We start from the raw sequence: 24,281 nt of genomic DNA on the forward strand, positions 1-24,281 counted from the left end.
GCCAGCTGCATCCGCTCAGCTATTGCTCGCTGCCTGGCGATGGCGCTCCTGGGTTGGATGCGCGATTGCGGCGCTGCTGTTCGAGCAGCGTGCGAGCGGCACTGTATGTTTCGTCACCATGCGCAAGCGATAATGCCGTGCTGATCCAGCACCGCGTCTTCGATTGACGACGCGTCCACTCTTCCGGGGAGCCGCGCATGGCCGAAGCCGTCCGCCACGACAAAACCGCGCGCCAGCTACGACTGCTGTCCGACGCGCTGGATAGCGGACGCTTAGGGCCGGTACGCCGGTTGGTCAACACGCTGGCGCCGGCGGAGATCGGCAACCTGCTCGAATCGCTGCCGCCCGGCAAACGCGAAGTGGTGTGGGGGCTGGTCGACCCGGAGGACGATGGCGAGGTGCTGCTGCACGTCGGCGATGAAGTGCGCGAAAGCCTGCTGGCCGACATGGACACCGACGAGATCGTCGCGGCGGTCGAAGACCTGGACATCGACGATCTGGCCAACCTGGTCGAAGACCTGCCCGACACCGTCATCGACGAAGTGCTCAAGTCGATGGACCGCGAGAACCGCGAGCGGCTCGAACAGGTGCTGTCGTATCCGGAAGACACCGCCGGCCGCCTGATGAACCCGGACGTGGTGACGGTGCGCGCGGACGTCAATGTCGATGTGGTGCTGCGCTACCTGCGCCTGCGCGGCGAGCTGCCCGACCATACCGACCATCTGTACGTGGTGAGCCGCCGCCATCAATACCTGGGCCGCGTGTCGCTGGCCGCACTGGTGACTCACGAAGACAGTACGCCGGTCAATCGCTTGATCGACGACGAGCAGCCCGCCATCGACGTGGGCGATGGCTCCGACGAAGTGGCGCGGCGCTTCTCCGACCACGACTGGATCTCGGCGCCGGTGGTGGACGACAACAACATCCTGCTCGGCCGCATCACCATCGACGACGTGGTGGACATCATCCGCGAGCAGGCCGAGCACCAGGCCATGAGCGCGGCCGGCCTGGACGAAGACGAAGACATGTTCAGCCCGGCACGGCGCGCATTCCGGCGCCGGCTGATCTGGCTGGGCATCAATCTGTGCACCGCGTTTCTGGCTTCCAGCGTGGTCAGCCGCTTCGAAGGCACCATCGAAAAGCTGGTAGCACTGGCGGCGTTGATGCCGATCGTGGCCGGCATGGGCGGCAATGCCGGCACCCAGGTATTGGCGCTGATGGTGCGCGGCCTGGCGCTGGGGCAGATCGGCTCGTCCAACGTGATGACCCTGCTCAAGAAGGAGCTCACCGTTGCGCTGATCAATGGGCTGTGTCTGGGCGTAGGGCTTGGGCTGATCGTGCTGGCCTGGTTCGGCCAGCCGATGCTGTCGCTGGTGATCGGCACTGCGCTGACGTTGAACATGCTGACCGCTGCCTTTGGCGGCGTGCTGGTGCCGGTGACGCTCAAACGGCTGGGCTTCGATCCGGCCCTGGCCGGTGGCGTGATCCTGACCACGCTGACCGACGTGATGGGCTTTTTGAGCTTCCTGGGCCTTGCCACGTTGATCTTGATGCCGTGAGCGCGTGCGCCCGACCGCATGCACGCGCAAGCGAGAATGAAGGGCGGCACGCGCATCCCCGGCGCTCGCCGCAACGCCACGTGCCAGCGCACCTGCATGCGGCGATACTGCGGCTTGATGATCGATGGGGAGTGCTGCGTGATCGTTCGTTGCGTCTTACTTGGAATTCTTGCGCTGGTGCTCGCCGGTTGCTCCAGCATGGCTGAGCGCCAGCACGATGGGCGGCGCGGCCACTTTGTCGCCCGCACCCTGCAGTTGGAGGGGCGGCTTTACCGCTACCAGGTGTTTGTGCCGGCCGCCAAGGCGCCGCAGCCACGGCCTATCGTGTTGTTTCTGCACGGCTCCGGCGAACGCGGCGATAACGGACGCGATCAGGCCGAAGTCGGCGTGGGCCCTTACCTGAGCGAACACACCGCCGAATTTCCCGCACTGGTGGTGCTGCCGCAAGTGCCCGACGACGAAGAATGGCTGGGCATCAACGCGCGCATGGCGATCGCCGCGCTGGATGCGGCCAGCGCCGAGTTCAGCGCCGATCCGCAGCGCACGTATCTCACCGGCATTTCGATGGGCGGCTATGGCGCCTGGGAAATCGGGCTGATGCAGCCGCAACGGTTTGCCGCAATCGTGCCGATCTGTGGCGCGCTCAAGGCACCGCGCGATGAGCGCCGCACGCTGTACGTGAGCCTGGTGGCCAAGGAAGCGGACCCGTACACCGCGGCAGTGACGCAACTCAAGCACGTGCCGATCTGGATGTTCCATGGCGCCAAGGACGATTCGGTGCCGCCGCACGACGACCGCGCGTTGTACCGCGCCGCAAAAGGCATGGGCGCCAACCTGCGCTACAGCGAATATCCCCAAGGCAACCACAACGTCTGGGACGCGACCTATGCGGACCCGGCGATGTGGGAGTGGATGTTCAAGCAGCGCCTGCGCTGAGCGTACTGCGGTTGGGCGCGATCCCCGCGCGCTCAGCCGCATGGGGATCGCTGCAGCGGGCGAACCCCGGCCCTGATCATGCCGGCACCGATCCAGGGTCATCGCGCGCTGCGCCTGCCGGTAAGCGCGACCCGCGCAGACGCGAAGCGACGACCGCTAACCGCTGCCATCAATGGTGGTAGCCGGTCTCGGCGGTGATCTTGCCGCGAAATACCCGATACGACCAAACCGTGTAGCCCAGGATCAGCGGCAGCAACATCACCAACCCCACCAGCGCGAACAGTTGCGACGACGGCGGCGCGGCAGCCTGCCAGATGGTGTACACCGGCGGCACCAGGTACGGCCACATGCCCAGCACCAGGCCCAGGAACCCGAGCACGAACAAGCCCATCGCCAGCAGGAACGGCGCCGTGTCCGGTCGCCCCGGCTCGGCCGCGCGCCACAGCGCATAACCCACCACGGCAACCAGCACCGGCACCGGCATCAACCACAGATAATGCGCATCGTTGAACCAGCGATCCATCACATGCGATTGCAACGACGGCAGCCACGCGCTGACCAGGCCGATGAAGACCAGTACGCTGAGGGTCAACGGCCGGCTCAACTGCCGCGCCAGCTGCTGCACATGGCCTTCGGTCTTGAGGATCAGCCAGGTGCTGCCGAGCAGCGCATAACCGAACACCAAGGCGGCACCGGTCAGCATCGCGAAGGGGCTGAACCAGCCCCAGATACCGCCGACATAGCGGTCGTTCTCGATCGGCAAGCCTTGCACCAGCGCGCCCAGGATCACGCCCTGCGCGAAGGTGGCCAGGATCGATCCGGCCGCAAAGGCGTTGCTCCACAAACGCCGCGAGCGATGTGCCTTGAAGCGGAATTCGAACGCCACGCCACGAAACACCAAGGCCATCACCATCAACAACACCGGCAGATACAGCGCCGACAAGATCACCGCATACGCCTTGGGAAACGCCGCCAGCAGCCCTGCCCCGCCCAGCACCAGCCAGGTTTCGTTGCCGTCCCAGATCGGCGCGGCGGTGTTCATCATCAAATCCAGTTGCGCTTCGTCCTTGCGGAACGGCGCCAGGATGCCGATGCCCAGGACGAACCCGTCCAGCACCACGTACATCAGCACGCCGAAGCCGATCACCGCAAACCACGCCACCGGCAACACGCTTGTCATGTCCATCATGCGGCTCCATCGATCGGTTCGTCGGCCGCAGAGAGCGGGCGTGCGGGCGTGTGTTCGCCATGGTCCAGCTGCGGGGCGTCGTGCGGGGTCGGCCCGATCTTGCCGATCTTGACCAGGTACCAGATGCCCCAGCCGAATACGAACGCATAGCCAGCCACATACACCGCCAGCGAGATGGCGGTCATCAGCGCAGACTGCGGGCCCACTGCATCGGCGGTGCGCAACAGGCCATAAACCACGTAGGGCTGCCGGCCGATTTCGGTAACGAACCAGCCCGAAATGAGCGCGATGAAGCCGCTTGGCAACATCCAGCGCCAGGTCGCCAGCAACCAGCGCCACTGCAGCAATTTGCCGCGCCACCAGGCGAATGCAGACACCCAGGCCACCAGCAACATCAACGAACCGATTCCCACCATGATGCGGAAGGCGAAAAACACCGGCGTCACCGGTGGACGCTCGCTGGCCGGCACCGAGGTCAGCGGCGCGATGCTGCCCTCCAGGCTATGGGTCAGAATCAGGCTGCCCAGGCGCGGAATCGCCACCTCGTAATCGTTGCGTTCGGCCTGCGTATTGGGCAGCGCAAACACCACCAGCGGAAATCCCTTGCCCGGCTGCTCGGCATGCCAGTGCGCTTCCATTGCGGCGATCTTCATCGGCTGGTGCTTGAGCGTATTCAAGCCATGCATGTCGCCGACGAAGATCTGCAGCGGCACCGTGATGGCGGCGAAGGCCACCGCCAGCTTGAACATGCGCAGCCCGGCCTCGCGGTGCACGCCGCGGTGCAGGTACCACGCACCGACTGCGCCCACCACAAAACACGTAGTGATGAACGAGCCCAGCGCCATGTGCGCAAGCCGATACGGAAACGAGGGATTGAAGATGATCTGCAACCAGTTCACCGGATGCACAATGCCGTCGATCACCTCGAAGCCCGCCGGCGTCTGCAACCAGCTGTTGGACGAGAGAATCCAGAAGGTGGAAAACAGCGTACCCAGCGCCACCATGCAGGTGGCAAAGAAGTGCAGGCGCTCGGAAATGCGGCCCCAGCCGAACATCATCACGCCCAGAAAGCTGGCCTCGAGAAAAAACGCAGTAAGCACTTCATAGCTCAGCAACGGCCCGATCACGCTCCCGGCAATCCGGCTCAGTTCCGGCCAGTTGGCGCCGAACTGAAACGCCATCACGATGCCGCTAACCACGCCCATGCCGAATGACACGGCGAAGATCTTCTGCCAGAAAAAATACAGCTCGCGCCAGACCGGCAGGCGCGTGCGCAGCCAGCGCCATTCCAGGAACGCCAGCAGGCTGGAAAGCCCGATGGTGAATGCCGGAAACAGCACGTGGAAGGCAATGACAAACCCGAACTGGATCCGTGACAACAGCAAGGCATCCATGGAGATCCCTCAAGGAAAAGTGGGGTTAATCGTCAGCGTGCAGGTCGCACATCGATCGCCGGGTAGACGCTGCGGTGGTCGATGTGGCGCTGCCGCGCTACGTGATCATGATAGGGACGGTCGGGCCCGTTCCCGATGCGACACGGCGTCGCATCTGCGGCAAAACGTCGCTTCTGCGCTTTGGAGCGGCTGACAAAACTACGTCATGCCGGTCGGCTGGGGGCTGGCTGATCAGCGGTCTGGCTGCAAGCACGCTGATCTGCGGGTTGGCTGCAGGGCCCTTGCCCGCCCACCATCGCAGGACACGCCGTCAATCCGTCCCTGGAGGCTCTGGCGCGGCATCCATGCCGCTCAAGGTCCCGCGACGGTGAGCGGGCAAGGACCAGTCGAGATGGTCGGTGCGCACAGGTTTCGACAAGCGATCAGCAAACTGGTGAAGCTGTGTCTTCGCTCTTCCATAAAACCACCGACCAACTGTCTGGCGCGGTGTCCTTACCGATTGCGGGACCGTTGGCGGCATGGATGCCGCCACCGAGCCCCCATGGACGGGTTAACGGCGTGTCCCGCGAGCGGTGAGGGCACCGCGCACTCGACATCTTTGCGCTTGCTGCAGGGCCCTTGCCCGCCCACCATCGCGGGACACGCCGCAAGTACGTCCGTGTAGGCTCTTACGCGGCATCCATGCCGCGTAAGGTCCCGCGACGGTAGGCGGGCAAGGACCAGTCGAGATGGTCGGTGTGCACGGTAGGGGCCGTGACTAATGCGCATTGTTCGATCATGACGCGCAGGCTCAACACCTGATGCGCAGCGCGCTACAAGCAGCTTTAACGCAACCACCGACCAACTGTCTGGCGCGGTGTCATCGCCGCTTGCGGGACCGTTGGTGGCCTGGATGCCACCAACGGTTCCGCAAGGGTGGGTGCACGACCTGTCCCGCAAGCGGTGAGAGCACTGCGCGCTCACTCACTCAGCGTTTGACCCCGGACTACCGGCGCCGCTCCATCGCGCGCCAGCGCGCTGCAACCAAACGTTGTGGATGTTCAGTGCTGGCGACGCATCCGCCGTGCAAGCTCGCTGAACAACGCAAACGCTGCGGTCAAACCGACCATCGACAGGAACTGCGCGCGCGTGTCGGCCGAGCTGGCCAACAGCACGAAGATCACCGCCAGGATCGCCAGCGCCAACACCGTCAGAAACGGATAACCGCGCATACGGAACGGCAACGCGATGCCGGCGCGGTCGGCGCGGCCGCGCAGGATCAGCTGCGACACCAGCGAGATCGTCCACACCAGCAGGCAGGTGGCGCCAACGATGTTGAGCAGCATCGGCAACACCTTGTTGGGATACAGCAGCTCCAGCGCCGCCGCGGCAAAACCGAACAGCACGCTGGCGATCACTGCCACCAGCGGCACCTGCTCGCCGCTGGTCTTGCCAAGCAAGCGCGGCGCTTCGCCACGCTGGGCCAATGAGAAGATCATCCGCGAGGCGCCATACAGATTGGCATTGAGCGCCGACAGCAACGCCACGACCGCCACCAGGGTAATGGCCGTGGCCGCGCCGGGAATGCGTGCCACTTCCAGCACGGCAGCGAACGGCGAGCTGAGCGCGGCGCTGGTCCACGGCACCACCGCCACGATCACGCTGATCGAGCCGATGTAGAACACCAGGATGCGCCAGGCCACGGTGCGGATGGTGCGCGCCAGGCTACGGCCCGGGTCGGCAGTTTCTGCCGCGGCCACCGCCACGATCTCGGTGCCGCCAAAGGCAAACACCACCACCAGCAAGGCCGAACCGATACCGGCCAGGCCCTTCGGCGCAAAGCCGCCGTTCTGGGTGAAGTTGGACAACCCCGGCGACACCACACCGGGCAACCAGCCGGCCAGCAAGGCCACACCGATCAACAGGAACACGATGATCGCCACAACCTTGAGGATGGCGAACCAGAATTCGAACTCGCCGAAATTGCGCACCCCCAGCAGATTGATCGCGGTGAAGGTGGCCATGAACAGCAGCGCCAGCAAGGGCACCGGCAACGCGGGCCAGACGGTCGCGAGCAGGCCGGCGGCGCCGACGGCTTCGGCGGCAATCACCACCACCACCTGGAACCACCACAACCAGCCCACGGTCGCGCCGGCGGTCGGGCCCATCGCATCGGCCGCGTACACCGAGAACGCGCCGCTGGCCGGCTTGGCGGCCGCCATTTCGCCCAGCGCGTTCATCACGATGATGACCAACGCACCGGCAATCAGGTACGAGATCAGCACCGCCGGCCCGGCCGCATGGATCCCCACGCCGGAACCGAGAAACAGCCCGGCGCCGATCGCCGTGCCCAGGCCCATCATCATCAATTGCCGCGGCTTCAGCGCGTGGCGCAGTGCAGGCGCGGCGGACGCAGCGGTCTCAGCAACGGGATCGGTCGGAAGCGGCATGGACGGGTTTGAACGAATGGAATCGCCACACGATACCGCGTCGCGGCGCCTGCCGCGCCTCTTGACGCCGGCCCGGCGAAGGAGTGGCGAAGGAGTGGCGACGCCACGAAAGCGTGCCCTGCCCTCACTTGCAGCAGGCAACGCTCGGCCACCTGCCGGGACGTGCTGCCGCTTGCCTGCAGGTCCCGGTGGCCGATCTCGCTGCTGTCGCGCGAGGTCAGCGGTTTCCTGATGTTCTCGAAAGAGTTCGACGCGATCTTCGCCGCGCCGCCCGTGCGCACGTTGATGCCCGAACTGATCACATTGTTGACTGCGTAAACCCACATCCCCGGGCGGGCAGGGGATGTGGGTTGCTGCCACTACGCGCTGCCGGTCACTCGGCCAGGTTCTTGCCCGCACCCGCCGTGGCGATCACCTTGGCCTTGACCTGCGCGGCCGGGGTGATGGTGTAGGTGTAGCCCAGCGATTCCGGGAACACCTTGGAGCTCACCCAGTTGGTGGCATTGGCGTAGGGCTTGCTGCCATCGGGCGTGCCCCAGGTGATGCCGCTGCCGACGTAGTTGTTGATCAGGTCCCAGTAGCCGATCTCGCTGCTGTCGCGCGAGGTCACCGGGTTCTTGATGTTCTCGAAGTAGTTCGACTCGATCTTCGCCACGCCGCCCATGCGCACGTTGATGCCCGAGGTAAACACATTGTTGAAGTAGTTGTTGTAGATGTGGCTCAAGCCGCGGCGCTGCAACGGCACGCGCGATTCCACGTTCTCGAAGCGGTTGTGGTGATACGTAGTGCGCGCGGCCGAGTTCTTGGTGTCGCTGTCGCTGTAGCCATTCAGCGCGACCTTTTGATAGTTGTAGACGTAGTTGTAGGACACGGTGACGTGGTGCACGCCCTTCTTCATGTCGATGCCGCCATCGAAGGAGGCATCGCCCGCACCGGAGCATTTGGTCAACGAGGCGAACACGGTGTTGTGGTCGACCCATATCCTGGACGGCGAGCCGCTGGAGTTGCCTTCCAGCGAAATCGAATCGGCATCTTCGCCACCTTGCAGCAGGCCGATGGTCATGTTCTGGATGATGATGTTGTTGGCGTTGCCCACGACCCACAGACCGAAGTTGGCCGCCGAGCCATTCGCCCCCCTAATGGTGACATCGCTCTTGTTCTTGATCTGCACGGTCTTGGCCGGCAGCTTCCACTGCGCGCAGACGTCCTTGATGGTGCCGTAGTCGAACTTGCCGGTGTAGTTGAGCACCAGCCCACCGCTGCCGGAATAACTGTCGATGGCGGCCTGCATGGCTTCGAACGTTGCCACGTTGACCGGTGTCTTGTTGCCGCCACCGGTGGTGGCCGCACCGTACCCGACCGGGCCGGCGATGGCGCTTGCTGCGCACGTGGATAGCGCAAGCGCGAGCGCGCCCTGGAGCATCTTGCTAGTCATGCAGCCTCTCCCAAAGAAGTCGATAAGCGATGCGTGCCGTCTGCGCAGTGGCAACGACAACGACAAAGCGGGGCGTGGGGGCCGCATTCTTCGCGCGATTTAAAACATAAAACAATTATCCATCACTGAAAGTTTGACGCACCACGGTGTTCTCTTTGCGGGACATGCAAAAGAGACAGCAAAGGACAGCCGGGACAGGACACGGCAGTGCCGGGAGATGCGATGGATGTGCATGATCGATGCGCGTCTGCGCTGGTGCAGGCATGCCTGTGCTGCAGGTGCGTGCGCTCGAGCGCGCACGCCTGCGTGGATGTTCGCCACTTCACGCCTGTGGTGCTTGCGTACTGGTCGCCATTGCGGGCATGAGCTGCACATGCGCCTGGCGATGACAGCTGCGACGCAGCGAATTTGCAGCGCAGCAATACAACACGTGCACCGGCAACGACGCGCCAATGCGTGTCGCCCGGATTCTCGCGGGATTCTGCGGGTTGCCTGCAGCGTTGCTGCACAGCAGCAGAACGCTCGCGTGCATTTACATTGCAAGCCTACGGTGGCGAAGACGCTGCACGCGGTGCGCGACGGCGCACGCAAACAGATTGCACCAGCAATCAGCACGCCGTCGAATCAAGCAGCTGTCTGCGTGTTCGTCCGCATGCCGCACGGTCCGCTCAACGTCGGACGCACTCAGAGATCGCAATGGTGAAGAATCGCAAACCACGCATATCGAACGTCAGCGTCCGCACACCGCGCACTCAAACAGCGCGATTGACCAGCGCCGAAGAACGCACCATCTGCCCACCGGGCCAGGGTGTCTGATCGTCCAGGAAGTTGCCGACCAGGCGCATGCAGGCCGCGCGTTCTTCCACGTGCGGCATGTGGCTGGAATTGGCGAACACATGCCAGCGCGCATCCGGAATCAGCCGCGCATACGGCTCGACGGTTTCCGGCGTGGCTTCGTCGTACTTGCCAGAAAGCACCAGTGTGGGCGCGGTGATGCGGTGCAGGCGCTCGATGATGCTCCAGTTGCGCAAGCTGCCCACCACATGAAACTCGGTCGGGCCGTTCATGGCGTGATACACGGTCGGGTCGGCATCGATGGCGGCAAAGGTGCGTGCCACTTCGGCAGGCCATGGCACGACGCGACACACGTGCTGTGCGTAGAACACCTGGCTGGCGGCGCGGTAGGCCGGATGGTCCAGCGTACCGGCGGCTTCGTGCTCGTCCAGCGCGGCCTGGATGTCCTCGGGCAGCCGTGCACGCAAACGTAGCGCCGCAGCACGCCACAAACCCATCGAAGCGGGCGAGTTGGCGATCACCAGCGCACGCAGGCCGGTAGGACGGCGCACTGCATGTTCGGCCGCCAGCATCCCGCCCCAGGACTGGCCCAGCAACGCGTACTGCGAAACCCCAAGATGCGCGATCAACGTCTGCAGCTCGTCCAGAAACAGCCCAACCGTCCAGAAGCCTGGGTCGGCGTTGGGCAGATGGGTGGAGTTGCCGTTGCCGAGCTGGTCGTAATGAATCACCGCACGGCCGCTGGCCGCCAGGTCCGTGAAGCTGTCCACGTAGTCGTGGGTGCACCCGGGGCCGCCATGCAGCACCAGCAACGGGCAGGCATCCGCGCGCAGGTCGCCGGTGATGCGGTACCAGGTGCGATAACCGCGAAATTCGACGTAACCCTCAGTGCACTGCATGACCTGCGCCTGCCTGCGGCAATAATGAGCCTTGAGCTTAGCGACGGCGCCGACTGGCGTTAACTGGCAAATCTCACAGGTTTGGATGCACCGGGGACGCGGTTGGCGCTGGCGGAAGACCAGTTCGACCGCAGGCTGCGCGTCGCCGCATGCCGCAAGGCATCGCACGACGCCACTTCGCATCTCGATCGAACCGTGCGCTTCGAATCAGCGTAACTATCTCGCGCGCGCAACGTCGCCGACGTTGGAGCTGTCAGGCATGCGACACCAGCGCTCGCGATTTGATGCACTGGCGAAAGCGTGCGAATAGCGCACGAGGACCAGGATTGCGTGGCGTAACGCCGATTCGGAGTACCTGCTGCGCCAGCGTGCCGGCATCGCAGGCACCGGCCAGCGTTGCTTATGGCTCTAGCAAGCGATAGTGCATCCCGCGCACCACTGCTTCCACGCGGTTGCGGGCGCCCAGCTTGCGGGCGGCCGAATTCAAATGCAGGTTGACCGTGGCAGTGGAGCGGTTGAGTGCAGCCGCGATACTTTTGGACGTCAGGCCTTTGGCCGAATACTGCAGGCATTCGCGCTCGCGACGGGTCAATGCAATGTGGTGGCAGCGGCGCTCCTGTGGGTCCAGCACTTCCTGCGCACGCGCCTGGAAGGCGTGTGCCAGCAGCAGGAACGGCAACAGCTGCGCCTCGGCCAGGCGCGGTGCTTCTGCAGCGCCGGCATCGACCGCGCCGCTGAAAGTGGCGAACGCGCCACCGGGCAGATGCAGCGGCACGGTGACACCGGTTCCCATGCCGCTGTCGCACAGATACCGGGTCACTTGCCGGTGCTGCCCGCCCACGTATTCCACGCCTGCACGGTTGCCGTCGTTGCGGTACGACCACACGAACGGAGTGGTGCGCCGCGCTGCACGCTGCTGAACGGGGTCATGCTGGTAGTAGCCGTGCTCGCACCAGACATGCTGCATATCGCCCGGCGCATTGCGCTGCATGAACACGGTGGGCGTGATCAGCGCACCTTCCATACTGAGCGGCACTGGCGCGTAGTCGTAGACCAGCGACTGGAAACCGAGTGCACAGACGTCGCGAAACACCCGATCCAGGCAGCTGTTGAGCGTATGCAGCACCTGCAGATCGCGGCCCAGGCTGGCCAGAGTGTCGAACATGGTGAGTCCTTGGGTACCGATGTTTGCCAGCAACTGGCAAGCAGCATGGAAAACCTAGCACTTTTACCAATGGATGGGCTTGCCGGCCACATTATCGTCACAATGCCGGTCACATGGCTGCAGCGCCGCATCGGCGTTCAGGTCCTTCAAGCGCCTGCGCTGTGCGCCGGCATTCCTTTCAGCGGACACCTGCATGACCGACACCCCACGCCGCGACGATGCGGCCACGCTGGAACGCTTTGGCTACGCACAGGAGCTCAAGCGCCAGCTCACGCTCAAGGATCTGCTGATCTACGGGCTGGTCTTCATGGTGCCGACGGCGCCGTTTTCGATCTTCGGCGGCGTGTTCGACATCAGCGCCGGGATGGTGCCGCTGACCTACCTGGTTGGCTTCGTGGCCATGCTGTTCACTGCGCTGAGCTACCAGCAGATGTCGCAGGCATTTCCGGTGGCCGGCTCGGTGTATGCCTATGTGGGGCGCGGGCTGAGCAGCGGCATGGGATTTCTGGCCGGCTGGGCCATCCTGCTCGACTATCTGCTGGTACCGACCCTGCTGTACGTGGTCGGCGCCAATGCGATGCATAACGTAGTGCCGGCGGTGCCGCAGCCGGCGTGGATCGCGTTCTTCGTGGTGCTCAACACCTTGGTGAATCTACGCGGCATCGAAACCACCGCGCGTGCCAATCGCTTTTTTCTGCTTGCGCAATTGGTGGTGCTGGCGGTGTTCGTGGTGCTGGCGACCCTGGCGATCCAGCGCGGCGTCAACGGCGCGCACTGGAGCTGGCGCCCGTTCTACAACCCGCAGGCGTTTTCGCCGCAGTTGATCTTCAGCGCGTTGTCGGTGGCGGTGGTGTCGTTCCTCGGCTTCGATGCGATCTCCACCTTGTCGGAGGAAGCGCGCGGCGGCAACCGCGTGGTAGGGCGTGCGACCTTGCTGGCGTTGCTGATCGTGGCAGGCCTGTTCGTCCTGCAGACCTGGCTGGCGGCGTTGCTGCAGCCCACCCTGCAGCGCTATCCCAGCGCGCAGGCATCCAACGATGCGTTCTTCGAAATCGGCCGCCTGATCGCCGGGCCGTGGCTGCAGATCGTCATTGCACTTACGGTGGCGATCAGCGCGGCGATTGCCAATTCGCTGGTGGCGCAGGCGGCTACATCGCGCCTGTTGTTCGCGATGGCGCGCGACCGCCAGTTACCGGCGTTCCTGCGCTACATCCACCCGCGCACCGGCGTGCCGCAACGTGCGATCTTGCTGGTGGCGGGCCTGAGCATGGTGCTGGGCGAAGTGTTCGTTGGCCAGATCGCGTTGCTGTCGTCGCTGTGCAATGTCGGCGCGCTCACTGCGTTCGTGCTGCTGCATGTCGCGGTGTTGTGGCACTTCCGCGCCCAGGGGCGCCGCGTGCTGCATGGCGTGGTGCCGTTGGTCGGCATCGTCATCCTGGCCTATGTATTGATCAATGCAGACGCGCATGCGCAACTCGGCGGCACTGCATGGATGCTGATTGGGCTGGCGGTGCTGGCCTTTCTGAAACTCAGCGGACGCTCCACCGAATTCCGCGCCAGCGATGCGCTGGAATAGCCGCGGCAGCAGCGGTGCCTGTTGCAGTGCAAGGTTGGCGACAAGTCCTGAAAAACGCGGTCTCTGATGCCACCGCAGGGCATGGCCTGCAAGCGGTATCAGGCGCCGGAAACGCGTTGCTGCAGATGAAGTGATGGACGTGTTGCGGCATGCATCGCGTATGCATTGGGCACGCACCAGACAGAGGTGCGCCTAGCGCGCACAGCAGTGCGCGGGCGCACGCCGCGGTGGGTCAGCGACGCTGCCACCTCATCGGCATGTGCACACCCACCATCCGGCTCACCGTCCGCAAGACGCTGTCCGTCGATGCGCGAAAGATCAACTGTATTTTTCGGGACTGTTTATCTCTGAACGAGATTTTCAGCACATATTCAGCTATGAACTTTCGCTAGTCTCGTTGGGCGCCACCGATGGCGCCGCACGTTGCAGCCCCCGCTGCAGCCTGCCGATCCCTGACGAGAAGGACTACCCATGAATCGCAAGAACGCGTTGTATCTGGCGCTGTTTTCCGCTGTTTCCGGTACTGCAATGGCCACACCTCCCACCGAGATGGATGCAGCGCCGGTGACCACCGCGCCGCAGGCGGCCAAGCTCGGTGCGGCGACGTTGCAGTCGGCAAGTTTGCGTGGCGGCATCCTGCCCACGCGCGTGGCGCAACTGACCGCGCCGACCAGCACGGAGATCAGCCGTGTGCGCGAGCGCCGCATTGCGCAGGTCAAGCATGGGCAGCCGTTGCAGATCGGTTTTTCGCGTGCAGTGGCGCAGCCGCTGGTGAACCTGTCCAAGCTCGATTGGCAGATGGCACCCGATGGTTCACGCGTGGCCAGCCTGAAGGTCAGCTCCGCACAAGCCGCGTCGCTGCGTGCGTCGCTGACCTTGCGTGGCGCCGGTGCGACGCCGGGTGACCCGGCCAAGGTGACGCTGCGCTTTGCCGGCGACGATGGGCGCGTGTTCGAACAATCCGGCGCCAGCTTCGCGGCCGGCGGTAACGACATCGGTTGGTCGCCGACGGTAAGCGGCGAGAATCTGCTGATCGAATTGTCGTTGCCGGCCGGCCTGTATCCGGAAAATTTCAGCCTGAGCATTCCGCAGCTCTCGCATCTGGACATCAGCCCCACCGCCAGCCCGCGCGACATGATGACCATTGCCATTGGCGAAAGCGATTCCTGCCAGAACGACATCGTCTGCCGCGCCAACCCCACCGCCGGTTTCACCAGCGCCGCAAAGGCGGTGGCGCGCATGGTATTCACCACCAGCCAGGGCTCGTTCCTGTGCACCGGCACGCTGCTCAACAACACCAATTCGCCCAAGCGCAATCTGTTCTGGACCGCAGCGCATTGCATCAGCACGCAGACCGTGGCCAATACGCTGCAAACCTACTGGTTCTACGATGCTGCCAGCTGCAACGGCAACACTGCCAGTTCGCAGGCAACCACGTTGACCGGCGGTGCGTTCCTGCGCCATGCCAACACCACGCGCGACACCGCCTTGCTGGAGCTGAAGACCGCACCGCCAAGCGGCGCCTTCTATGCAGCGTGGAATAGCGCGGCGATCGGCACCACCAACACCTCGATCGTCGGCATCCATCACCCGTTTGGCGACGTCAAGAAGTATTCGCTGGGCAGCGTGAATGGGCTGAACACCTCCATCGACGGCAAGAGCCCGCTGTACCGCGTGGTCTGGAACGATGGCGTGACCGAAGGCGGCTCGTCCGGCTCGGGCCTGTTCACCATCGCCAGCGGTGGCGCCTACCAGCTGCGCGGCGGCCTGTATGGCGGCTACTCGTACTGCACTGCGCAGACCGATCCGGATTACTACTCGCGCTTCTCGGACGTGTATTCCACCATCTCTACCTACTTCGGCCCGTAAGCGGCCAGCCCACGTGGCAGGCGGTGTTGCGCCTGCCACGTCCGATCGCGCTTCGCCTGGCATCGCACTCTGCACTTCCATGGCGACGCCGCTTACGGTGTTGGTGCTGCACCATGCGCACGCACGCGCAGCCAGCGGCACGCCGCGCGATGAGGCAGACTTGCCGGGTCTCCATCAGCACCCATCGCCCATGCTTCGCGCACGCACTGCACTCGTCATCATCACCCTCGCCGCCCTCGCGCTGCAGACCACCGCGCTGGCAGCCGGCAAAACGGCCGATCGCGAGGACATCAAGGCCTACGCGCTGCAGCGCTGCCTGGATAACAACTACGCGCGCAGCGGCAAGTACGCGCCAGACCAGCTGCGCGACCGCTCGTATTTGCTGACCACCTATGCGATGGACAACGCCAAGGCCGGGGCGACCGATCGCCTGCATCGCTTTGTCGACGCCAATACAGCGGATTTCGACAACGGCGAAGTCCCGATGAAGGACGAAGCACGCCGCGGCCCGTTCAACCGCATTTTCGTCCAATGCATGGCGTTCTACCGTTCGCCGGCATTGACCCAGTTCATCGCGCGCGAGCTTTGAGCCTGGCGGCAAGAACCGCAGCGCCTGACCTCACTTGGTGGATCAGCGCCCATCGACATCGATGCGCGCATTCGTGAGGAAGGCCGCCCGCCCTTCAGGCCGCTGATTCATGTGCATGAGTTCGACCAGCCTGGCACGGTGCTGAAGAACGATCAGCTCACCGTGACCGCCACCTTGGTGGACCATTACACGCTCAAGCCGGCATTTGCGTATCGGTTCGAGGCACGCGACCGCAGCGTGGTGTTCTCCGGCGATACGCGCTACCTGCCTGCGTTGGCAGAGTTCGCGAAGAACACCGACATCCTGGTGCATGAAGTGATGTATCTGCCGGCGCTGCAGAAGATGCTGCAGACCAACGACAACGCACCGACGCTGCTGGACCATCTGCTCAAGAGCCATTCCACCAGCGAAGAGGTCGGCAAGATCGCCGCCGCGGCCAAGGCGAGCCTGCTGGTGCTCACGCATTTCGTGCCCGGTGGCGATGCATCCATCACCGATGCGATGTGGAGCGAAGGTGCGCGCAAGCATTACACCGGGCCGATCGTGGTCGGCCAGGATCTGATGCGGCTGTAGCGCAGGCACGTACTGCAGCTGGCCTACAGTGCAATGCCGGCGCTAGGCCGGCAGCGGGTTGCGTCCCCCCCACACCTGTTCGCCTGTCTTGCAATAGCGCTCGATGAAGGCCTGTTGCGACGGCATCTGCTGCACCGCGTGCTGGATCGGCTGGGCGATACCGTCGAGCAGACGGCGCAGATCGTGATCGGAAAAGGCGCGGGTCAGCGGGTGATGTTGTTCCGGCATCAGGCCCTGCCCCATCAGCACATGGGTCCAGGAATCGACACGAAACAGCTCGTCGGCGCCCTGCCACGCGTGTGCGCATTCGCGCCAGGCACGCAGGCGCAGCGCCAGTGACTCCGGCAGCTCCATCTCGCGGCATTGCTGCCACAGCGGTTCCTCGCGCTGGGTGGCGTGATAGTGCAAGGTGACGAAGTCGCGCACATGTTCCATTTCGGCGCGGCTGACGTCGTTGAACAGCTGCACCTGCGACGGTGCGATGCCTTCGGCCGGAAACAGCGCCAGCAGCCGCACCACCGCAGAGATGGTGAGATGGATGCTGGTGGATTCCAGCGGTTCGATAAAGCCACTGGCCAGGCCAAGCGAAACCACGTTCTTGTTCCATGCCTTGAGCCGGCGGCCGGTGCGGAACGGCACCATCCAGGGATCCTTCACTGCCGGCGCGGCGGCGTCGTGCAGCAACTTGGCATGCGCTTCATCATCGGACAGGTGCTTGCTCGAAAACACCAGGCCGTTGCCGACGCGATGCTGCAGCGGAATATGCCAACGCCAGCCAGCCGCGTGCGCGATGGCGCGGGTGTACGGCACCGGCGGGCCGACCGCTTCGGTCTGCACCGCCACCGCGCGGTCGCACGGCAACCAATGGCTCCAGTCTTCATAGCCGGTGTGCAGCGTCTGCTCGATCAGCAGGCCGCGAAAGCCGCTGCAATCGATGAACAGATCGCCTTCGATCACTTGCCCGTCTTCGAGCACCAGGCTGGCGACATCGCCGCTATGCGGCTGCACGGTCACCTGCTGGATCTTGCCTTCGATGCGCTTGACGCCGCAGGCCTCGCTGCGTGCGCGCAGGAACCTGGCGTATAGCGCCGCATCCAGGTGATAGGCGTAATTGACCGCCGGCTCGCCCTGCAGCGCAAAACGGTCCACGCGCGAGGCCACCGTTTCCAGGCAGTAATCGCCGAAGCTGCCCGGCATGCCGCGGCGCTGGCTTTCCAGCCATAGATGGTGGAACGCGCACACCAGGGTGCCCTGCCCGGTGATGCCGAACGGATGGATGTAGCGCTCGCCCTGGCGGCGCCAATGCTCGAAGGAGATCGACAGCTTGAAGGTGCCGGCCACCGCGCGCAGGAATTCCTGCTCGTCGATCTGCAAAAACCGGTGGAAGGTGCGGATGGGTGGCACGGTGGATTCGCCCACGCCCACGGTGCCGATCTGTTCCGACTCGACCAGGGTGATGTCCAGCAGGTCGCGAAATTGATGCGAGAGCGCACAGGCTGCAATCCAGCCGGCCGTGCCACCACCGGCGATCACCACCTTGCGAATCTGAGCCTGAGTCACTGCGCACTCCTGGGAGATGGGTTGCAGGCGGTCTTGCACATCAGCGGTTCAACTTGCCGATCAACATGGCGCGCAACTGCCGCGCCAGCATCGGGTCGATCGGACCAAGCGCCTGCCGCGCCGGTTCGGGCAGATGTTCGCCGGCCTGCCCGGCAGGGCCGAACACGTAGTAATCGAACAGCGCGCGCCATGCCTGCTTCTCTGCTGCCGGGCGGTCGCGAATAGCCCACAGCGCGTGGTAGAGCGCCGGCATCGCGGCAGGCAGCTGCGCGGGCGCACTGCTCCACCAGTAGTTGATGAGCACGTTGAAGGGCTGCAGCGATTCGACGTGATGCCACCACATGCCGGGAATGAACAACGCATCGCCCGGCGCCAGCACCACGCTGCGCGCATGCGGCAAGGCCTCGGCAAAGCGCGGAAAGCGCTGCAGATCCGGCTGGGCGAAATCGACCATGCTCACCACCTGCCCCCCCGGCGTGGGATCGAGCGGGCCCGGGTAGAGATTGGCCACCTGCTCCGGTGGAAACAGCGTAAACCGCCGTTGCCCGACTGCGCAGCACGCCAGATTATCCAGTGCATCGTAGTGACACGAGGCAATCACGCGGTTGCCGATCCAGATGCTGGGCTGCACGGGGCTGCCGTGGGCAGTCACATCCAGCGAGTTGTCTGCACGCAAACCCGGCAGGTTGGCATCCACCGGCAACGAGGCCAGGTAATAGGTGGGCGGTTGCACGTCGTTGCGATGTGCCGCAATGGCATCCAGCAAGGTGCTCACGCTGCCGCGCTGCACCTCGAAGTTGAGCGCACTGCAATCGTCGCGATAGAACGGGCGGCTGCCGATGTCCGGGCCGCCGTAGGAATACTGCAGATGCCGGCCGGTATCGTGCGCCCGTACCAGCGCCATGGCGTCCTCGGCGCTGCGCAGCCCCGCCTGCACCAGCGACCAGTGGCGTGCCACGCCACGCAGCACCACCGGCTCGGCGGCGTCGCAGAGTGCAGCCAGCGGCAATGCGTCGGGAGTGCAGTCGCTGCGCTCGGCAATGACGGCACGTGCGGCGACAGAGGGATCGGTTGCGCGTACGGCCATGTGCTTAGGCAAACGCGGCAACGGGGTCGCTGTGCGACTGCTGCAGGCGGCGCTGCTTCTCGGCCATCAGCCGGCGCACATTGTGCTGCGATGCCAGCATCAGGAAGGCGCCTTCCAGATAACCGGCCTGATGCAACTGGTGCAGCGCAGGTGCATCGAGCGCGGCGAGCCGCTCGCGGTCGATGGCGAACAACCCTTGCAACTGCGTGGCATGGCTGGCATCCAGGGCCACGTCCAGGCGCACCGGCTGGATCAGGCCCAGCGTGTCGAACGCGGCCGCCATCGCCTGCCCGGCGTCCACGCCCTCACGAATGCCGCGCAACACGCCGATGATGTGCTCCAGATACGGGCTGTGGCCGCCCTGCGGCAGGAACACCGGCTCGCCCTCGCTCCGGCTCACGCGCGGATGCTCCACATCGAGATGGATCACCGGCTCCTGCACCAGCGCGCCGTCGATGTGCTGCTCCTGGAACCCGATCAGGAACGGCCCCTTGGCGACGATGCCCGGCAGGTAGCTGGCATTCCAGCGCCCGTCCTGCAGAAACAGGTTTTCGTCCTGCGCAAAGCCCAGCAGCGCGACCGACTGATAACTGCCGTTGGCCGGGTCCTTGCGGAAGAACAGCGGGTACTCGCGCTGCAGCTCGGCGTACTCGGTGACGAAGGCCGGCACCACGCCAACCGCATCGCCGAACTCGGCGCCGAAGCGCAGGATCACGTGCAGATCGTGATGCGCCACATTGTTGAGCACTGCGTATCGCGTCATTAAAAACTCCGGCCGCCATCCCTCGCGGAAGACTGCAGTCAATAAAGAATTCGGTCGCACGCACTACACCGTGCGTGTCGACACTGAGCATTGCCAAAAATCGCTGCGCCGGCAAGTCGCAAGGCAGCAATGCGCGGCATGAGTGCGGACGCCAGCGTGCGGGACGTCCGTGCGCACAACGCATGCGGTGACCAGACGCATGCATACAGCGTGCGCGACTGCCGTGTGGCTGCATGCGGTGCGCGAACGCCTGCCTGCACAACCGGTCGCGGCCGCCATCAGATGATGGCGGCCGCAGGTGCACCCACCGGCATGCACCGGCTCGCCGGATCAGAACGCGTAACGCACACCCAGCGTGTAACGTGGCTGCTGGTCGATCAAACGCACGATCTGCTTCTCCGAACGCCCATGCCACCGGACATCTTCGCCGGTGAGGTTGATCGCCTCGAAGCCAAACGACAGCTGCTTGTTGAGTGCATAGCTGACGCTCAGATCGAACTGGTGGTACGCCTCGACGTAGTACGGGTTGCGGTTGGATGCATCCTGATTGGCCGCAATCAGATACTCGTCGCGCCAGTTCCAGGCCAGGCGTGCGCTCCAGCCGTATTTTTCGAACATCAGCATCACGTTGGCGGTATCGCTCAGGCCCAGCAACGCAAACTGGTCGCGGTCGATGAGGTTGTTGTCGAAGGCCACATCGCCTTCGACGATGGTGTAGTTGGCATAGATACCGAAGCCGCTGCTGCCGAAGAAGTACTGCCCGCCCAGCTCCCAGCCGTGGATGTTGGCCTTGTTCTGGTTGATCGGGCGCGACACGTCGAACTGGTACAACGGGTCGGCCGCGGTGCCGACCAGGTCGTAGGCATTTTCCACCGCCAGGCTCTGCGCGGAGCTGCCGTTATAGGCGCCCAGGCCACCAGTGGCCGCTGCGTTGCGCAACAAGGCGGTGGCGGCGAACAGGGAAGTGTCGTTGGCCGAACAGGCCGCCGCCACGTCATTGCCGGCCGCACCGACCTGCGCGGCGCAGGCACCGCTTTGCAGGAAGGCCAACGCGGCTTGTGCATCCGGCCCCGAGGTGGGGTCGGTCAGCCCGTACAGCGTCTCGCGCGATACCGTGGTGCCGATGAAATTGCTGACGCGCTTGTTCCAGAACGTGGCCGAGATATAGCTGGCGTCGGCGAAATACCACTCCAGCGCCAGGTCGAGGTTGTCCGATTCCAGCGGGTCCAGCGTAGGCGTCTGCGAATCGCCGCTGGCCCGGTTGGACGGGTTGATCAGGATCGAGCCGGCCGGCGTGTTCGGCGTCGGCCCGGCGAGCAGGTTGTTGTACGGCGCCCGCGCAATGGTCTGGCCGAACGAGGCGCGGCCCTTCAGCGACTCGGTGATGTCGATGCTGAAATCCAGATTCGGCAGGATGTAGTTGTAGCTGGTCTTTTCGCTGAAGGGCTGCTGCTCGGCGGAACGCAGCAACTGGAAGTCGTTGTTTGCCTGCCATTGCAGCGCCGTCGGTGTGGCCACCTGCGAGGTGGATTCCACATCGGTGCGCTCGTAGCGCAGGCCCAGGCGCGTATTGGTGGTCATGCCGGAGATGTCGCCGGTCAGTTCCAGTTGCACGTACGCCGCACGGGTCTTTTCTTCGACCTGGTTGTTGGCGCTGTACAACGGGTTGTAGCGCGTCTGCGCGCCGTACTGGCTGCCACCCCACAGCGCCAGCTGGCTGGCATCGCCGCGCCACGCATTGCGTGCCGTGCCGTTGGCATTGAAGTCGTCGAACATGCCGACAATGCTTACCGGCCGCAGCAAGTCCGTCATGCCCGGCTCCCTGCCGGCATTGGCCACGCCCCAGTCGCCCAAGGTGGAGTTGTTATCGCTGGTCAGGCGATGCATGGTGGTGTTGGACGAGCTGACACCGAACTGGAAGCGCCCGTCGTCGAAGTCGAACTTGCCATCCAGGCGGCCTTCCTTGGTTTCGGTCACCTGCTTTTGATAATAGATGCGCTGCACCTGCGAGCCGAGATTGTTGGTGGTGAAATCCGGATTGACCACGCCATTGGTGCCGGCCAGCGAATCGGCCACGGTGGGGTACCACGTGCGCGCGCCGATCGGCAGCGAATTGTTGAACCACAATTCCTGCCCCCATTGGCCGCCGCACGAAGGGCCATTAGTGCAATTGTTGGTGCCGGCAAAGCTGAAATAGGTCGCGCTGCCGCCGGTGATCGGGTCGTTGGGCAGGCTCTGGGTCTTGGAGTTGTGCGCATCGAAGGTGAGCTGGAAGCGGTCGCTCACCTGCCAGTCCGCATTGAAGCCGAGCGAGCCGAGCGTGTACTTCTGCTCGTTGCGCTGTTGCTCCATGCCGAAGTCCTTGGCGCCATTGGGCACATCGCGCAGGTAGACCGGCGTGGCGACCGTCTGGCCGGTATCGAAGGTGAGATCGGTGAAGCTGTTGGCGCGTTGCAGCCAGATGCCCTGCTCGCCACGTTCTTCGCGGATTTCGTTGGCCGAATAGGTGTAATCCAGGGTCAGCGTGACGCTGTCGGTGGGCGCGAACTGCAGCACCGCCTGGCCGTTCATGCGCTCGCGCTGGAAATCGGCGAATGCGTAGCGAATGTCGTTGGGCAGGCCATACAGCTGGCCGATCGCCGGTGCGTTGGTGACCACGGTGTCCGGACGCAATGCCGGGTCGGTGCCGGTCCAGCGCTGGATGTTCCAGCGGTTCTCGGTGGCCTGCACCGAACCGCCGTGACGCTTCTGGTAGCTGGCGCTCAGGCCGATACCGAAGGTCTTGTCCGGGTTGGTGTAGCTGAAGATGCCCGACACTTCCGGGGTGAGCGAATCGCCGAACGGCTGCGAGCGGTCCGACACCATCTTGGCGCCGGCATTGGCCACCACGCCCTCGTGATTGAACGGCTTGTCGGTCTGGATGTTGATCGTCGCACCGATACCGCCGCTGGGCGCGGTGGCGCGGCTGGTCTTGAACACCTCGATACCGGTGATGGCTTCGGACGCGAGCTGGGCGAAGTTGAACGCACGCGTGCCGACATCCACACCGCCGATCGGCGTCTGGCCGGGCGCACCGAAGGCATCGGCACCGGGAATCAGGCGGCCGTTGAGGGTGACGGTATTGAACTGCGGGCCGAAGCCGCGCGCGGTGACCTGCGCACCCTCGCCGTCGCGACGCTCGATCGAGATGCCGGTGATGCGTTGCAGCGATTCGGCCAGGTTGGTGTCCGGAAACTTGCCGATGTCCTCGGCACTGATCGCATCCACCACACCGGCGGCATCGCGCTTGATGCCCATCGATTGATTGAGGCTGTTGCGGATACCGGTGACGGTCACCGTATCCAGCGTGGTGGCAGCGTCGCTGCTGGACTGCGGCGCCGCTGCGGGCGGCTGCGCGACATCCTGCGCAAACGCGGGATTGATGACCAACAGGCCGCCAACGAAGGTGAACATGGCCTTCGACTTGAAGCTGTTCAACGTACGACGCATCGATGTGTCCTCGGGAGTGGAGTCCAACCGCCAACGGCCGATATCGCGGCATGCGACATGGCAGAATCATGGCCGCTGCCCAACGGGCCGTGGCGACCGGTGCTGCAACTGCTGGAGCCACCAACCCGACGCCTGCGCGTTCGCCATGCGCGCGCAGCCGGCATGCGGATCCGACATGCGCTGCGCATGTCTTTCCGTTTTTGCCGTGCCACACGCACTACTCGACCACTGCGCTACGTTGTGTCAGCCGCTCTTCGAACTTTCCCCTAGCACGCAACCCACCGGTCGCCCCTTCGACCGTTGACCTGCGGTGTGCTTGCACCTGGACGCTGCGCATCAACGGCAACGTGTGCCATTGCTGCAGGTTCGAACGGATGCTTTGCACCGCATGTCAGCCAGTGATAGCGCTAACACGCAGCGCAGCCTAGTCAGGGCATAAAGGGCTTGTCACCGTGCGTTGCAGCATAGTGATGGGGGTGCACTGTTACAGCCGATACGGCAGCCGCTTGAGCCCGCATATGGTTTTCAACGCTGGCGCGGCTGTAAGCGTTATCACGGCATTACGCAAAAACCGGCAAGGCACGCGGGGAAATTTGCACAATGAAACGGCCGCAGCAGTGCCGGATGCGGCGAGTGCGCAAACGCAGAATCGAACTGACGCTGTTGGCGAAGTGGTTGTATGGCACAGGCCGCGCAATCTACCGGACGCAGCAGCGACGCGGCGGGCGATCTCGTTACTACTTCCGCCCGCGGATGTGGAACGCAGCAGGCACGGCGCATAGAAAAACGGCGCAATCTTCGCAATCGATTGCGCCGTTGGTAGAGCGTCCGACAACACGAAGTGCGCCGTCATCAGATGAGCGTGAATGGCGTAGAGGCACCACGGTGTGCGAATGCGACCTGCCGCATTTAGCACCAGCCGCGTCCGCCAGGCGTCTAGCGCAGTCGGTGTGTTGGCCGCTCTTTTCGCCGCC

Annotated in this window: 16 protein-coding genes and 1 pseudogene; 7 read left to right on the forward strand and 10 right to left on the reverse strand. The window is 64.2% G+C overall.

What is annotated here, in order from left to right; translation table 11 throughout:
- Positions 1-197 precede the first annotated feature (197 nt).
- Positions 198-1,559 carry a magnesium transporter gene (mgtE, locus tag M3O59_RS14290; RefSeq protein ID WP_005993208.1) on the forward strand — a complete coding sequence of 454 codons (1,362 nt, stop codon included), beginning with the start codon at positions 198-200 and terminating at the stop codon, positions 1,557-1,559.
- 117 nt (positions 1,560-1,676) lie between these two features.
- A complete protein-coding gene (locus M3O59_RS14295) occupies positions 1,677-2,495 on the forward strand; it encodes a carboxylesterase family protein (protein WP_181920545.1) in 819 nt (272 codons plus the stop codon).
- A gap of 169 nt (positions 2,496-2,664) precedes the next feature.
- Here M3O59_RS14295 and cydB read toward each other — a convergent pair whose 3' ends face one another.
- The 3 genes from cydB to M3O59_RS14310 all read right to left on the reverse strand — a co-directional run bounded on the left by cydB (position 2,665) and on the right by M3O59_RS14310 (position 7,507).
- Positions 2,665-3,681: a cytochrome d ubiquinol oxidase subunit II gene (gene cydB / locus M3O59_RS14300; protein WP_064632055.1), complete on the reverse strand. Its 1,017-nt coding sequence runs from the start codon at positions 3,679-3,681 to the stop codon at positions 2,665-2,667.
- The gene (locus tag M3O59_RS14305; RefSeq protein WP_064632057.1) at positions 3,681-5,078 is read right to left on the reverse strand and encodes a cytochrome ubiquinol oxidase subunit I; all 1,398 of its coding nucleotides are present in this window, start codon (positions 5,076-5,078) and stop codon (positions 3,681-3,683) included. The genes cydB and M3O59_RS14305 overlap by 1 nt, the downstream gene beginning before the upstream one ends.
- A gap of 1,040 nt (positions 5,079-6,118) precedes the next feature.
- Complete coding sequence (locus tag M3O59_RS14310) at positions 6,119-7,507, reverse strand: amino acid permease (protein WP_064632059.1); 1,389 nt, start codon at positions 7,505-7,507, stop codon at positions 6,119-6,121.
- Positions 7,508-7,669: 162 nt separating this feature from the next.
- On the opposite strand from M3O59_RS14310, the gene M3O59_RS14315 reads away from it, so the two are divergent.
- Complete coding sequence (locus M3O59_RS14315) at positions 7,670-7,825, forward strand: hypothetical protein (RefSeq protein WP_181920547.1); 156 nt, start codon at positions 7,670-7,672, stop codon at positions 7,823-7,825.
- A 55-nt stretch (positions 7,826-7,880) separates the two neighbouring features.
- Here the strand turns inward: M3O59_RS14315 and M3O59_RS14320 are convergent, their stop codons facing one another.
- From M3O59_RS14320 to M3O59_RS14330, 3 genes are all read right to left on the reverse strand, one after another.
- Complete coding sequence (locus M3O59_RS14320) at positions 7,881-8,942, reverse strand: pectate lyase family protein (protein ID WP_064632060.1); 1,062 nt, start codon at positions 8,940-8,942, stop codon at positions 7,881-7,883.
- Between the two features lie 752 nt (positions 8,943-9,694).
- A complete protein-coding gene (locus tag M3O59_RS14325) occupies positions 9,695-10,636 on the reverse strand; it encodes a proline iminopeptidase-family hydrolase (RefSeq protein ID WP_064632061.1) in 942 nt (313 codons plus the stop codon).
- Positions 10,637-11,036: 400 nt separating this feature from the next.
- Positions 11,037-11,801, reverse strand: coding sequence for a LuxR family transcriptional regulator (locus tag M3O59_RS14330; protein ID WP_064632115.1), 765 nt, complete (start codon positions 11,799-11,801; stop codon positions 11,037-11,039).
- Between the two features lie 193 nt (positions 11,802-11,994).
- Between M3O59_RS14330 and M3O59_RS14335 the strand changes: the two genes are divergently transcribed.
- The 4 genes and pseudogenes from M3O59_RS14335 to M3O59_RS14350 all read left to right on the forward strand — a co-directional run.
- Complete coding sequence (locus tag M3O59_RS14335) at positions 11,995-13,377, forward strand: APC family permease (protein WP_249047063.1); 1,383 nt, start codon at positions 11,995-11,997, stop codon at positions 13,375-13,377.
- 471 nt (positions 13,378-13,848) lie between these two features.
- Positions 13,849-15,246: a trypsin-like serine peptidase gene (locus M3O59_RS14340; protein WP_116905789.1), complete on the forward strand. Its 1,398-nt coding sequence runs from the start codon at positions 13,849-13,851 to the stop codon at positions 15,244-15,246.
- Between the two features lie 190 nt (positions 15,247-15,436).
- Positions 15,437-15,835, forward strand: a complete 399-nt coding sequence (locus M3O59_RS14345) for a hypothetical protein (RefSeq protein ID WP_116905819.1) — start codon at positions 15,437-15,439, stop codon at positions 15,833-15,835.
- A gap of 51 nt (positions 15,836-15,886) precedes the next feature.
- Positions 15,887-16,408: pseudogene (locus tag M3O59_RS14350) on the forward strand (MBL fold metallo-hydrolase); the annotation flags it as partial.
- A 42-nt stretch (positions 16,409-16,450) separates the two neighbouring features.
- Here M3O59_RS14350 and M3O59_RS14355 read toward each other — a convergent pair.
- The 4 genes from M3O59_RS14355 to M3O59_RS14370 form a co-directional block, all read right to left on the reverse strand.
- A complete protein-coding gene (locus M3O59_RS14355; RefSeq protein ID WP_116905820.1) occupies positions 16,451-17,968 on the reverse strand; it encodes a tryptophan halogenase family protein in 1,518 nt (505 codons plus the stop codon).
- Positions 17,969-18,008: 40 nt separating this feature from the next.
- Positions 18,009-19,055, reverse strand: a complete 1,047-nt coding sequence (locus tag M3O59_RS14360) for a cupin-like domain-containing protein (RefSeq protein WP_249047064.1) — start codon at positions 19,053-19,055, stop codon at positions 18,009-18,011.
- Positions 19,056-19,059: 4 nt separating this feature from the next.
- Positions 19,060-19,818: a SapC family protein gene (locus tag M3O59_RS14365; protein ID WP_116905821.1), complete on the reverse strand. Its 759-nt coding sequence runs from the start codon at positions 19,816-19,818 to the stop codon at positions 19,060-19,062.
- Positions 19,819-20,148: 330 nt separating this feature from the next.
- Positions 20,149-23,307: a TonB-dependent receptor gene (locus M3O59_RS14370; protein WP_181920541.1), complete on the reverse strand. Its 3,159-nt coding sequence runs from the start codon at positions 23,305-23,307 to the stop codon at positions 20,149-20,151.
- Between the last annotated feature and the right edge of the window lie 974 nt (positions 23,308-24,281).

This window comes from Xanthomonas nasturtii, assembly GCF_023337365.3.
Lineage (GTDB): Bacteria > Pseudomonadota > Gammaproteobacteria > Xanthomonadales > Xanthomonadaceae > Xanthomonas > Xanthomonas nasturtii.